The organism is Pantoea sp. X-Soil-ISGK-421 (assembly GCF_059730785.1).
This window is the reverse complement of sequence record NZ_AP035979.1, coordinates 2,874,773-2,888,097: the sequence shown is the minus strand read 5'-3', so window position 1 is coordinate 2,888,097 and position 13,325 is coordinate 2,874,773. Positions and strand designations below refer to the sequence as shown.

The window sequence follows — 13,325 nt, the reverse complement described above, 5'->3', positions numbered from 1 at the left end:
ATTTTTGTCTATAGTCTTCGTAATAATCGTCTGGCGGTAGCAACGTAAGGATCGCGTAAAACCGGCTGCGTTCGTTGCGGAGTCAGGACAAAATAGCGGCAATTTACGCGAGAGATAAAGATGAAAATTCTGCTGGTAGATGATGATGTAGAACTTGGCACCATGTTGAGCCAATACCTGATTGGTGAAGGTTTTGAGACACAACTGGTTTTAACCGGGAGCGCCGGTGTGGAAGGCGCGTTATCGGGCAACTATACCGCAATGATTCTCGACATCATGCTGCCTGATATGAGCGGTATCGATGTGCTGCGGCAGGTACGGCAGAACAGCCGTTTACCGGTGATTATGCTGACCGCTAAAGGCGATAACATTGATCGTGTGATCGGCCTCGAAATGGGGGCGGACGATTATATGCCGAAACCGTGCTATCCGCGTGAGCTGGTGGCCCGTCTGCGTGCCGTGCTGCGTCGTTTTGAAGATCAAATCCCGCTGCCCGATAAGAAAGAGCTGCTGCGTTGGGGCGATCTGAGCCTCAATCCCGCCACGCGCATTACCGAGTGGCAGGGCAAAGCGTTCGATCTGACGGCTTCGGAGTTTAATTTGTTGGATCTGCTGCTGCGCGCGCCGGATCGCGTGGTGTCGAAAGATGAGCTATCGGAAAAAGGGTTGGGCCGCCCGCGCGAAGCCTACGATCGTAGTGTCGATGTGCATATCAGTAACATCCGTCAAAAACTGGCTGCGTTAACCGCTGACAGCGTCAACATTGAAACTGTGCGCAGTATTGGTTATCGCATTCGATGAAACACAGCTATCGCGGCCGCATGTTCTGGAAGATTTTGCTGGGCTTCTGGATTGTGTTCGTCATCATTAGCCAGCTTTTGTGGCTGGGCTTTACGCTCTCCGGTAATCGTCATGAGCCGCCTGAACTGGTAGCAACTCGTCGCATCGTTAATCTGCAAATGGCGTCTGCGGTTTCAGTGCTGGAGCGCGGTGGGCCCAGCTCACTTGATGACATGATGGCCGACTGGGAACCGAACGATCGGCAATTCTTCTCGGTGATCCAGCACGATAAACCCGCTGCAACGCCCAATAACGCGCCGCCAGAAAGCATCATTGAACCGTTCCAGGGGCCTTTTCCCGATGTGATTGTGCGTTGGGTAAAAGGGCAAGATGGTAAACAGTACGAACTGCGTTACGACGTCAAAGGCCTACGTGAAGACAGCTCAATGGGCGGTGGCCGACCGCGCCGCATCCTCAATATTCCTGAACCCATGTTCACTTTCGCTGGCGCGCTGGGGCTGCTGTTTAGCCTGCTGCTGGCGTGGAATCTGACACGGCCTATGAGGCAGCTACGCGAAGGCTTTGCGCGTGTCTCCAGCGGCGACCTGTCGGTGCGGCTCTATCCGGTGATGCGTAAACGTCATGATGAGCTTTCGAACGTTGCGCAGGATTTTGATGCGATGGTGGAGCGCCTTGATACATTGGTGAAAGCGCGTGAGGAGCTGCTGCATGATATTTCGCACGAGCTGCGCTCGCCGCTGGCGCGATTGCAACTGGCGACCGGCCTGGCGCGCCAGACGCCGGAATCAGTGGAATCCTCACTTAATCGCATTGATGAAGAAGCACGACGCCTTGATAAGATGATTGGCGAGCTGCTGACGCTTTCGCGTGCCGAGCACGAGAGTATGCCAGGCGAACAGTATTTTGACTTAACCGGCCTGCTGCATGCAGTGGTGACCGATGTACGCTATGAGGCACAAATTCCGGGCGTGAAAGTCGATTTTCAGGTCGATGAGAATGCGGATTATACCGTTCACGGCAATGCGGAGCTGATTCGCCGTGGCGTGGAGAATGTGTTGCGTAATGCGCTGCGTTTCTCGCATAAAGGGCAGCATATCAATGTGCGCTTGCAGGCAGAAAATCAATGGCTAGCGATTAGCGTGCGCGATCAGGGACCGGGCGTTGACGATGAGAAGCTCTCCAGCATCTTCGATCCTTTTGTCCGCGTGAACTCTCCGCTAATGGGTAAAGGGTACGGCTTGGGGCTGTCTATTGTGCGGAAAGTGATTCTGGCGCATCACGGTGAGGTTCAGGCGGTCAATCGCCCGGAAGGTGGGTTGGAGTTGACGTTGAGGCTGCCGCGCTGGAAGCAGGAGTGATCGCCGTGAGTCTTAAAGCGCAATATTGCGCCGCTACCATTTTGCTCCGCTTGTGAGACCGAAACAAAAACGGCACCCATTGTGGGTGCCGTTTTACCATTCTCACGAATGGGCTAAAGCTTACTTCCTGATGCGGATAACCGGCGTCTCGCCCACAGTTACCTGACCGGAGAGTTTGATCAGGTCTTTAATCTCGTCCATGTTCGAGATCACAACCGGCGTTAGCGTAGATTTAGCTTTCTCTTCCAACAGTGCCAGATCAAACTCGATCACCACGTCGCCTTTCTTAACCTTCTGGCCTTCTTCAGCGATGCGTTTGAAACCTTCACCTTTGAGCTCAACCGTGTCGATACCGAAGTGAACAAACAGTTCGATGCCGTTATCAGACTCGATTGAAAATGCGTGGTTAGTTTCGAAAATTTTGCCGATCGTCCCATCAACCGGTGCAACCATTTTGTTGCCGGTTGGTTTGATTGCGATACCGTCGCCAACAATTTTCTCAGCGAATACCACATCAGGTACGTCTTCGATATTTACGATTTCGCCTGACAGAGGCGCAACGATATCAATAGTACCTGACGCGCTCTCTGATTTTTCGCCAAAAAGTTTAGAAAACAAACCCATGATCTTCTCCTAAGCAGTAATTTGAGGCTAGCGTCCGTGGATCAGCAGAGCGTTTTTTCTTTAATGAACTTGTTAACCAAATTCATCAAATCATCCGCTGTCGGTTGATCCAGAGCCTGCTCCGCCAATGCCTTCGCATCTTCGAAATTAGTATTACGAATGATTTTCTTGATGCTAGGGATTGAAATGGCGCTCATGCTGAATTCGTCCAGCCCCATTCCCAGTAACAATAGTGTAGCACGTTCATCACCAGCCAGCTCACCACACATGCCGGTCCATTTCCCTTCGGCATGTGATGCGTCGATCACTTGCTTAATGAGGCCAAGCACAGACGGCGTCATTGGGTTATAGAGGTGTGAAATCAAATCATTACCACGATCGACCGCCAGAGTATACTGCGTCAGGTCATTTGTCCCAATACTAAAGAAGTCGACTTCTTTCGCCAGATGGCGAGCAATCACTGCCGATGCTGGCGTTTCCACCATGATGCCCACTTCAATGGTCTCATCAAAGGATTTACCTTCTTCACGCAGTTGCGCTTTCAGCAGTTCCAGCTCGCCTTTCAGAATGCGAACTTCTTCAACTGAAATAATCATTGGGAACATGATGCGCAGTTTACCGAAAGAGGAGGCGCGCAGAATCGCGCGCAGCTGCGCATGCAGAATCTCTTTACGGTCCATTGCGATACGAATCGCGCGCCAGCCGAGGAACGGGTTATCTTCTTTCGGCAAGTTCATGTAAGGCAGATCTTTATCGCCACCGATGTCCATGGTACGCACGATAACGGCCTGCGCACCCACAGCTTCAGCAACCGCTTTGTAAGCCTGGAACTGCTCTTCCTCGGTTGGCAGGGAGTCGCGGTCCATAAACAGGAATTCAGTACGATACAGACCAACGCCTTCAGCGCCATTGCGCTCTGCACCAGCGACATCGCGCACGGTACCGATGTTAGCGCAGACTTCAACCTGATGGCCGTCCAGCGTAATCGCCGGCAGGTCTTTGAGTTTCGCCAGTTCATGTTTTTCAGACAAATATTGGGTCTGAATTGCTTTCAGTTCTTCAAGGACGTCATCGGTTGGATTGACGTAAATTTTATTGTTCACGCCATCAATGATCAGGAAATCACCGTTTTTCACGGTTGCGGTCACGTTACCGGTGCCGACAATCGCAGGCAGCTCAAGTGAACGCGCCATGATTGAGGTGTGAGAAGTACGTCCACCCAAATCGGTAATAAAGCCCAGCACCTTTTTCAGGTTCAGCTGTGCGGTTTCTGACGGCGTTAAGTCTTTCGCCACCAGAATAGATTCTTCAGCAATCGCGCTCAGATCGACAATGTGCAGACCGAGAATGTTCTGCAGCAAACGCTTACCGATGTCACGCACGTCAGCCGCACGCTCTTTCAGGTATTCATCGTCCAGTTCTTCCAGTGCAACGGCCTGGCCTTCAATCACAGTGTGAGCAGCGGCGTCAGCGGTGGCGTGGTCTTTCTTGATGAGGTCGATGATTTCCTGCTCAAGCTCTTCGTCTTCGAGCAGCATGATGTGACCTTCAAAGATCGCAGCTTTCTCTTCACCGAAGGTTTCACCGGCCTTAATGCGAATGGCTTCGAGCTGTGTAGCAGCTTTGCTGCGTCCATCGAGGAAGCGCTGAACTTCCTGCTCAACCTGATCGTCAGTAATTTTTTTACGGCTGATGACGATCTCATCTTCCTTCAGCAAAAGTGCGTTGCCGAAAGCGATACCCGGTGATGCTAAAATGCCTGAAATCATAACCCTACCTTTTTATCACGATGGCTCATTGACCCGATGCGTCGCCACTGTCGCGGAGCAGTACTCTAAAGATGCAATAACGCGGACAGGTTGTCCGCGATCAAGATATTTGCACTCAATGGGGCAAAGGGATTGGTTTAGTTGCGAACTGAGCCGGTTACTCCAGCTCAGCCATCAGCTTGACCAGATGCTCAACCGCTTGCTGCTCGTCTTCACCTTCAGCAGACAGCGTAACAACCGTACCTTGAGTCAGACCCAAAGTCTGCAGTTTGAACAGGCTTTTCGCGCTGGCAGATTTGCCATTGGAGGTCACAGTGATTTCTGACTGGAAAGCCTTTGCTTCTTTAACGAACTGGGCTGCAGGACGAGTATGAAGACCGTTAGGTGCGGTAATGGTAACTTCTTGCTGGAACATTCTATTTCCCCAACTTTATCAGGTTTGGTGTTATGGATCTAAAGTCTAGCCTGGAGCCGTAACTTTAGCCTGTGTAGGTGCGCTGGTATGGCATGAAGCTCACCACAAAATGCGCTTGAATGAGTACGTCATTAACAGTGACAGATCAAAAACTGCACGAATGCGCCACTCTTCTCATTATGCCGTGATTCGCCGTTTCGCCAAATCAGTAAATCGATTCAGCTTGATCCACTTCAAAGGCAGATTAATTTCAGGCACTGAAATAATTGGAAGCTTAAATACCAGAGCCCCATCACTGAAAGCAATCTGTCTGGTGACAAAAGTGAGATCTACACCACAAAAAAGCACCCATTCGGGTGCTTTTTTCGTCAGTTTCAGACTTAAGGCATCACTGTTGCAGCTCTTTCTCAGTGAAAAGATCGGCAAACAGCGCGGTACTTAAATAGCGTTCGCCGGAGGAGGGCAGAATCACCACAATGTTCTTATTGGCGAAGGCTTCGTCTTCCTGCAGCTTCAGCGCGGCTGCCACGGCAGCACCTGAAGAGATACCGGCAAGAATGCCTTCTTCTTCCATTAGTTGGCGTGCGGTGCTGATAGCTTCTTCATTGGTGATCGCCACGACGCGGTCAATCAATTGCAGATCAAGGTTACCGGGAATAAAGCCGGCGCCGATACCCTGAATTTTATGCGGGCCTGGCTTGATCTCTTCGCCCGCTAAAGCCTGAGCGATGACCGGTGAATCAGTCGGCTCCACGGCCACGGTAATCAGGTCTTTCTTGCCTTTGGTATTCTTGATGTAGCGGCTCACGCCAGTCAGTGTACCGCCGGTGCCCACACCTGCGATAAACACGTCTACTTCGCCATCGGTATCTTCCCAGATTTCCGGGCCGGTGGTTTTCTCGTGGATTTCTGGATTAGCCGGGTTGCTAAATTGCTGTAACAGCACATATTTGTCGGGATCGCTGGCAACAATCTCTTCCGCTTTCGCGATGGCACCTTTCATGCCTTTAGGCCCTTCGGTCAGCACCAGATTGGCACCCAACGCTTTAAGCAGTTTGCGGCGCTCAATCGACATCGTTTCTGGCATCGTCAGTGTCAACTTGTAACCGCGCGCAGCGGCCACATAAGCCAGCGCAATCCCGGTGTTACCACTGGTGGGTTCAACCAGCTCAACACCCGGCTTCAAAATACCGCGTTTTTCCGCGTCCCAAATCATATTGGCACCGATACGGCATTTGATGCTAAAGCTCGGGTTACGTGACTCGACCTTAGCCAGAATGCGGCCGTTACCGATGCGGTTCAGTCGAACCAGCGGCGTATGACCAATTGTCAGAGAGTTGTCTTCATAGATCTTACTCATAGCTCGTCCTTAACTGTATGAAATATTGGGAACCCTCAGAGCATACCTTTTCTGCTGATGTGCGGAAGGAAAGAAATCGTATATCTATATAGCGCACAACCATAAGCCTTACGCAAAAATGCATAAGGCATTTTAAAGCATTAACGGCGTGCATGTTGTGCGTAGTAACGATCCACCCACATCGCCGTAGCACCGCATACCGCAACCGGCAGGATTGCCAGATTGATAATCGGAATCATGGTGAACAGGCTAACCAGCGCGCCAAATTGCATATTTGCGCTCTTGTGCTGACGTAATGCCTGCCGCATCTGCTGAAAACTCACCTTGTGATTATCAAACGGATAGTCGCAATACTGCACTGAAAGCATCCACGCGCTGAATAAAAACCAGAGAATGGGCGCCACGATTTGTCCAAATCCGGGAATGAAGTGCAGCAACAACAAGCCTAGCGCCCGCGGCAAATAGTAGCCGAGCTTTTGTAACTCTCGCTTCATGATGCGCGGCACATCTTTAATCAAGCCCATCCAGCCGCTATCGGGCAGCGGTGTTCCAGTCAATCGGCCTTCAAGTTGCTCAGCGAGCAAGCCACAAAAGGGCGCGGCAATGAGGTTCGCAAGAGTCGAAAAGAAGTAACTGAACACCAAAACAATCGAAATCACCGACAGCGGCCACAACAAATAGCTTAGCCACTGCAGCCAGTCGGGGATATATGACATTAATGCCGGGATCCACTGCCCCAAACGCTGAAACAGCCAGATAAAAGCACCGCCAAGCAGCAAGATGTTGATCAGTAGCGGCATGATGACATAGCGACGAATTCCGGGCAGGCGCACCAGTTTCCATCCTTCAGCGAAGTAGTGAACACCATTAAAAGTTGAGACCGAATTTCCAGCGGGCATAGCGAGCCTTTCTCCTAAATATAGCGGCGCGACCATCATAACCTGGCTTTTTATCGGCTACAGGTATGGTTTGCGCGAAAAAACAGCAAAAAAGCGTGGGGCAGCTATCTAATTTGTCAGAAAATACTGCACGGACTTGCACTTGTTTAGCTGGGCAAATACAGTTAGAGGATAAAGTTTGCCGTGGTGGCAAGGTATTGGAACAACAGAGAATACAATGATGCAGGATTTGCGTCTGATATTAATCGTTGTTGGCGCGATCGCCATAATAGCGCTGCTACTTCATGGACTGTGGACCAGCCGTAAAGAGCGCTCCTCCGTGTTTCGTGATCGCCCGCACAAACGTCTGAAACAGCGCGAAGAAGCCGATGAAGATCTGCTGAGCGAAGAAGATGATGGCGTCGGCGAAGTCCGTGTACGTCGTCATCACGATGCTGATGAAGAACCTGAATTCACCCCACGTCCAGCGAGTGCGCCACGTGCGCCTGAACCTGTGCGTCAACCGGCATCACGCCAGGCCGATCCACTCTTAGGCGATCCTCTGCTGGATGATGAGCCGGAAGTGCGCAAGCCGGTTGCCCCGCAAGCGCCCATGCGGAAGCCAGCGCCTGCACCACAACCGATTCAAGCCGACCCGCTGCTGGATAATGAGCCGCTGTCCGCGACGCAGCCTGCGCCAGAATTCCTGGCAGCTGAAGAGCCAGAGTTTGAACCTGAAGCGCCGGTCGCGCATCAACCTGAAGCGCCACAGCCAGCGGCTGCTGCGCCGGGCAGCAAAAAAGAGACCGTGTTAGTGCTGCATGTTGCTGCACATGCGGGCGGCGAACTGAACGGTGAAGCGCTGTTGCAGGGTATTCTGCAAGCGGGTTTCCAGTTTGGTGAAATGAACATTTTCCATCGCCATCTCAGCCCTGCGGGTAGTGGCCCGGTGCTGTTTAGCCTGGCGAACATGGTGAAGCCGGGTTCATTCGATCCGGATCAGATGGGGAATTTCTCTACGCCAGGCATCTCCATCTTTATGATGGTGCCGTCGTATGGCGATGCGAACCAGAATTTCAAATTGATGCTGCAATCCGCGCAACGCATTGCTGATGATGTTGGCGGCGTGGTGCTGGATGATGAGCGTCGCATGATGACGCCGCAGAAGCTGGAAACCTACAAAACGCGTATTCGCGAAGTTATCGGTTAATCGCCGCTAACTGCGTCAAAACATATACAACCCCCGCATGTCGGGGGTTTTTTATCGGATAAGAGACTATGAAATCGGTTCAGGAGCAGATCACCGCGCTGCGCACCACGTTACGTCACCACGAATATCTCTACCACGTGATGGATGCGCCGGAGATTCCGGATGCAGAGTATGACCGATTGATGGTTCAGCTGCGCGAGCTGGAAAGTGTTCATCCTGATTTGATTACGCCTGACTCACCGACACAGCGCGTGGGCGCGAAACCGCTGGCCGCTTTTGAACAAGTGCGCCATGAAGTGCCGATGTTGTCGCTGGATAACACTTTTGACGAAGCAGGCTTCCTTGCCTTTAACAAACGCGTGCAGGATCGCCTTAAAAGCACTGACGAACTGACTTATTGCTGTGAGCTGAAGCTGGATGGCTTAGCGGTGAGCTTGCTGTATGAAGATGGCTTGCTGGTGCGGGCGGCGACGCGCGGAGATGGCACCACCGGCGAGAATATCACGGCGAACGTGCGCACCATTCACGCCATTCCGCTGCGTCTGCATGGCGATAACATTCCCGCCCGCGTTGAAGTGCGTGGCGAAGTGTTTATCACCGAAAGCGGTTTTGAAAAGCTAAATGAAGAAGCGCGTCGTACCGGCGCGAAAGTTTTTGCTAACCCACGTAATGCGGCGGCGGGCTCACTGCGTCAGCTTGATCCGCGCATCACGGCCAAACGTCCGCTAACCTTCTTCTGCTACGGTTTTGGCCTATTGGAAGGCGGTGAAATGCCCACCAGTCATTGGCAACGTCTGCAGCAGTTTAAGGCGTGGGGACTGCCGGTCACCGATCGTATTCGTCTGGCACATAGCGCTGAGGAAGTGCTGGCGTTTTATCGTCAGGTTGAACAGGAGCGTCCATCGCTCGGTTTTGATATCGATGGCGTAGTTATCAAGGTCGACTCACAGGCGCTGCAGGAGCAGCTCGGCTTCGTCGCTCGCGCGCCGCGCTGGGCAGTCGCATTTAAATTCCCGGCACAGGAACAGATGACCTTCGTGCGCGATGTCGAATTCCAGGTGGGCCGCACCGGAGCAATTACGCCAGTGGCACGCCTCGAGCCGGTACAGGTTGCAGGCGTCATGGTGAGTAACGCCACGTTGCATAACGCCGATGAAATCGCCCGACTGGGTTTGCGCATTGGTGACAAAGTGGTGATTCGCCGCGCCGGTGACGTGATTCCTCAAGTGGTAAATGTGGTGGAATCGGAACGTCCAGCAGAGACGCGTGAAATCGTCTTCCCCAGCCAATGTCCGGTCTGCGGTTCAGACGTTGAGCGTGTAGAGGGCGAAGTGGTCACGCGTTGCACCGGCGGCCTGATTTGTGGCGCACAACGCAAGGAAGCGCTCAAACATTTCGTTTCGCGTCGTGCGATGGATGTCGATGGCATGGGCGACAAAATTATCGATCAGCTGGTAGAGAAAGAGTATGTCTTAACGCCTGCCGATCTGTTCCGCCTTACTGCCGGTAAGCTGACCGGGCTGGATCGCATGGGGCCGAAATCGGCACAGAACGTGGTTGATGCGCTGGAAAAGGCCAAATCCACAACCCTGGCGCGTTTCCTCTATGCGCTGGGTATTCGTGAAGTAGGGGAAGCCACTGCCGCCAACCTTGCTAATCACTTTGGTGAGCTGGAAAAAGTGATGAATGCCGATCTTGATGCGCTGATTGCAGTGCAGGATGTGGGCAAAGTGGTGGCGACTCACGTGCGTAACTTTATGGATGAAGAGAGCAATCGCGCCGTTATCCGCGAACTGGTTGAAGAGATCGGTGTGCACTGGCCGCAGGTTGCAGTGGTTAATGTTGATGAGATTGATAGTCCATTTGCGGGCAAAACCGTGGTACTGACTGGCTCTCTGTCGCAGATGAACCGCGATGATGCCAAAGAGCGTCTGGTGGCGCTGGGTGCGAAAGTGAGCGGTAGCGTGTCGAAGAAAACCGATTTGCTGATTGCGGGTGAAGCGGCCGGTTCCAAGTTGGCGAAAGCGCAGGAGCTGGGCATTCCGGTGATCGACGAAGCGGAAATGATTCGCCTGCTCGGAGCTTAATGTGGATAAACAGCAGCTGGTTGAAATCGCCAATACTGTGATGCCCTTCGGTAAATACAAGGGCAGAGTGCTCGTTGACGTGCCGGAAGAGTATTTGCTCTGGTTCGCGCGCAAAGATGAATTTCCGGCCGGTAAGTTAGGCGAACTGATGCAGTTGACGCTGACGATTAAGATTGAAGGGTTGGAAGGTTTAATCAAACCGCTTAAGCGTAATGAATAACAAAACGGCCCGCATTTGCGGGCCGTTTTACTTAGGATTTCTGCACTTCAACTTGCTGCTGTGCTAGCCGTTTTTCATTTCCGGCTTTATAGCGCTGGGCAATGAATGAACACACCATCAATTGTACCTGATGGAAGATCATCAGCGGCAGCACGATAATCCCCACGGAACTGGCCGGGAACAGAATGTTGGCCATCGGCACACCGTTCGCCAGGCTCTTTTTCGAACCACAGAACAGCACCACAATTTCGTCTGCACGGCTAAAGCCAAACAGGCGCGATGCCGCCAGGTTAATCGCCAATGCGATAAACAGTACCAGCACGCTACCGACCAGAATCCACAACAACGTGTCCACGCCCACGCGATGCCAGATGCCATTCACTACCGCTTCACTGAAGGCGGAGTAAACCACCAGCAGAATCGAAGTTTGGTCGGTTTTACCAATCAGGCTGCGATGCTTCTCGACCCACGCGCCAATCCAGCGACGCGACAAATGACCCAAAACAAACGGCACCAGCAGCTGCAGCATAATTTTGCCAATTTGCTCCAGGCCGTTGCCCGGCATTTGGCTGTGAACATTCATCACCAGATTCACCAGCAAGGGCGATACAAATACGCCGAGCAGGCTGGATGCCGAAGCCGCACATACCGCGGCGGCGACGTTACCGCCCGCCATTGAGGTGAAGGCGATAGAGGACTGCACGGTCGCTGGCAGAATACACAGATAGATAAAGCCTGTGTAAATCTCCGGGCTGACGTTAACCGGATGCCACCAGACGATCAGCAAACCAATGATCGGGAAGATGACAAAGGTGCTGCACATAATCCACAAGTGCAAACGCCAGTGGCTGCTCCCGGCGATGATCTTCTCGCGCGACAGTTTAGCGCCGTGCATAAAGAACAGCAGGGCGATGGCGGCGGTGGTCAGATATTCAAAGATGTCGACAAACACGCCTTTGGCAGGAATGAAGCTGGCCAGCAGCACGGTGATGATGAGTTTAATCATCATCGGATCAAGACGTAAAAATCCCATTGTTAAAATCCGGTTAAATTTAAAAAAATGATGGTGCTGATTGTGCGCTCGCGGGGTTTAGAAATAAAATTGATTTATTGCATCAATCTATGAGCGATATCGATGAATTACACCTTACGTCAATTGCGAACCTTTGTGGCAGTGGCGCATCACGGCAGCTTCAGCTTGGCTGGGCAAGCGATTGGTTTGAGTCAGTCGGCGGTCAGCCACAGCATCAAAGAGCTGGAAGCGGAAATGGGCGTGCGCTTGCTGGATCGCACCACGCGTGAAGTGATGTTAACGGAAGCAGGACAGCAGCTGGCCACACGGCTTAATCGTCTGCTGGACGATCTCAACACCACGGTATTGGATGTGCGCAGTTATGGTGAACAGCGCAGCGGCACAGTACGCGTCGCTGCCAGCCAAACGCCTTCCGCGCATCTGATGCCGCAGTGTCTGGCCAGCAGCCAGCAGCGCTATCCGGATATCCGTGTCATCCTGCATGACAGAGTGCAGCAGTGGGTGCTGCAAAGCGTACGCAATGCGGAAGTGGATTTTGGCATTGTGATTGGCCCACTCAATGATACTGATTTCGATAGCGAAGAGATTCTGCAGGAGCCTTTTTTACTGCTATGTCATGAAGATGACGCGCTGGCGCAAATTGAACAAGCGCAATGGTCGATGCTGGCCGGACGCAATATGGTGCTGCAGGATTATGCTTCCGGCAGTCGCGTATTAGTCGATGCCGCGCTGCAACAACTGGCGTTGAGTGTGAATGTGGTGCAGGAAATCGGGCATCCCGCCACACTTTATCCGATGGTGGAAGCGGGGATTGGTATCAGTATCTTGCCAGCGCTGGCGTTGCCGTTGCCATCAGGGCGTAAACTCACGGTGCGACGTCTTTACCCGGAAATTAATCGCAGCCTGATGCTGATAAAACGTAAGAACCGCTCGCTGACACCGGCCGCAGAAGCGATCTGGCAGGAAGTGCGTCAGCAGGCTGCCCTGCTAACGCAACAACGCATGCTGAAGCCGGCGTTTTAAACGTACACGTTGATCTGATTGGAATCGGTGGGGCGGTTAATTCCGTCGGCTTTGGCCGCCGCAGGTTGCTGTGCTTCCTGTTTCTGCTGCGCTTTCTCGGCTTGCTGTTGCTCAATCTGCGCGATTTGCGCTTCAATCATTTGAATTTGTGATTGCAGCATCTGCTCCTGTTCAGATTTTTGTTCATCGGTGAGCGTATCGTCGCTGGAAAGATCTTTCAGCTGTTTGGTGATGGTTTGAATCTGTTTATTAAGACTGGCGATTTCTGAGGTAGAACCGCCACCGCTACTTGCGGTGCTGATACTACTTACGCTTGAGATAGTCGACATGGTTTTCTCCTTGCAATAGACCATTATCGTTATCGGCCAAAGGGTAAGGAGGCTTGAGGGTAGGGAGTGTTAAGCTTGCGAAAAGGTTTGGTTGGGATTTGGTGAGCGACGAAGAGTAATTTTTGCATTGGTGGGTCGTGCAGGATATGCCTCGGCCCATCCCGGGCCTCGCCCTTCGGGTGATGCGTAAGCAGGTTCTCACCCTGCACGTGAACCTT

At 52.4% G+C, this 13,325-nt stretch carries 13 protein-coding genes; 6 read left to right on the top strand and 7 right to left on the bottom strand.

Annotated features, from left to right (window positions below):
* The first annotated feature begins 120 nt into the window (after positions 1 to 120).
* Both AC6I8K_RS13445 and AC6I8K_RS13440 read left to right on the top strand, forming a co-directional pair.
* Positions 121 to 801 (top strand): response regulator transcription factor, encoded by a 681-nt coding sequence (locus tag AC6I8K_RS13445; protein ID WP_483817846.1) that lies wholly within the window; start codon positions 121 to 123, stop codon positions 799 to 801.
* A complete protein-coding gene (locus AC6I8K_RS13440) occupies positions 798 to 2,159 on the top strand; it encodes an ATP-binding protein (RefSeq protein WP_483817845.1) in 1,362 nt (453 codons plus the stop codon). The genes AC6I8K_RS13445 and AC6I8K_RS13440 overlap by 4 nt, the downstream gene beginning before the upstream one ends.
* A 120-nt stretch (positions 2,160 to 2,279) precedes the next feature.
* On the opposite strand, the gene crr is transcribed toward AC6I8K_RS13440, so the two are convergent.
* The 5 genes from crr to cysZ form a co-directional block, all read right to left on the bottom strand.
* Complete coding sequence (gene crr, locus AC6I8K_RS13435; RefSeq protein WP_007889056.1) at positions 2,280 to 2,783, bottom strand: PTS glucose transporter subunit IIA; 504 nt, start codon at positions 2,781 to 2,783, stop codon at positions 2,280 to 2,282.
* 41 nt (positions 2,784 to 2,824) lie between these two features.
* Positions 2,825 to 4,552: a phosphoenolpyruvate-protein phosphotransferase PtsI gene (ptsI, locus tag AC6I8K_RS13430; RefSeq protein WP_497826887.1), complete on the bottom strand. Its 1,728-nt coding sequence runs from the start codon at positions 4,550 to 4,552 to the stop codon at positions 2,825 to 2,827.
* Between the two features lie 157 nt (positions 4,553 to 4,709).
* Entirely contained in the window at positions 4,710 to 4,967 is a 258-nt protein-coding gene (ptsH, locus tag AC6I8K_RS13425; protein WP_007889063.1) for a phosphocarrier protein Hpr, read from the bottom strand.
* A gap of 388 nt (positions 4,968 to 5,355) precedes the next feature.
* A complete protein-coding gene (cysK, locus tag AC6I8K_RS13420) occupies positions 5,356 to 6,327 on the bottom strand; it encodes a cysteine synthase A (RefSeq protein WP_064739477.1) in 972 nt (323 codons plus the stop codon).
* 140 nt (positions 6,328 to 6,467) lie between these two features.
* Positions 6,468 to 7,226 carry a sulfate transporter CysZ gene (gene cysZ, locus AC6I8K_RS13415; protein ID WP_483817843.1) on the bottom strand — a complete coding sequence of 253 codons (759 nt, stop codon included), beginning with the start codon at positions 7,224 to 7,226 and terminating at the stop codon, positions 6,468 to 6,470.
* A gap of 217 nt (positions 7,227 to 7,443) precedes the next feature.
* On the opposite strand from cysZ, the gene zipA reads away from it, so the two are divergent.
* The 3 genes from zipA to AC6I8K_RS13400 all read left to right on the top strand — a co-directional run bounded on the left by zipA (position 7,444) and on the right by AC6I8K_RS13400 (position 10,722).
* On the top strand, positions 7,444 to 8,415 hold the full coding sequence (zipA, locus tag AC6I8K_RS13410) for a cell division protein ZipA (protein ID WP_497826886.1): 972 nt from the start codon (positions 7,444 to 7,446) through the stop codon (positions 8,413 to 8,415).
* Positions 8,416 to 8,483: 68 nt separating this feature from the next.
* Entirely contained in the window at positions 8,484 to 10,502 is a 2,019-nt protein-coding gene (ligA, locus tag AC6I8K_RS13405) for an NAD-dependent DNA ligase LigA (RefSeq protein ID WP_497826885.1), read from the top strand.
* A gap of 1 nt (position 10,503) precedes the next feature.
* On the top strand, positions 10,504 to 10,722 hold the full coding sequence (locus AC6I8K_RS13400) for a DUF3820 family protein (protein WP_497826884.1): 219 nt from the start codon (positions 10,504 to 10,506) through the stop codon (positions 10,720 to 10,722).
* A gap of 31 nt (positions 10,723 to 10,753) precedes the next feature.
* On the opposite strand, the gene AC6I8K_RS13395 is transcribed toward AC6I8K_RS13400, so the two are convergent.
* Positions 10,754 to 11,755 (bottom strand): bile acid:sodium symporter family protein, encoded by a 1,002-nt coding sequence (locus tag AC6I8K_RS13395; protein ID WP_064739473.1) that lies wholly within the window; start codon positions 11,753 to 11,755, stop codon positions 10,754 to 10,756.
* A 102-nt stretch (positions 11,756 to 11,857) separates the two neighbouring features.
* On the opposite strand from AC6I8K_RS13395, the gene AC6I8K_RS13390 reads away from it, so the two are divergent.
* Complete coding sequence (locus AC6I8K_RS13390) at positions 11,858 to 12,778, top strand: LysR family transcriptional regulator (protein WP_064739472.1); 921 nt, start codon at positions 11,858 to 11,860, stop codon at positions 12,776 to 12,778.
* Here AC6I8K_RS13390 and AC6I8K_RS13385 read toward each other — a convergent pair.
* Entirely contained in the window at positions 12,775 to 13,107 is a 333-nt protein-coding gene (locus AC6I8K_RS13385; protein WP_483817840.1) for a FlxA-like family protein, read from the bottom strand. The genes AC6I8K_RS13390 and AC6I8K_RS13385 overlap by 4 nt on opposite strands.
* Between the last annotated feature and the right edge of the window lie 218 nt (positions 13,108 to 13,325).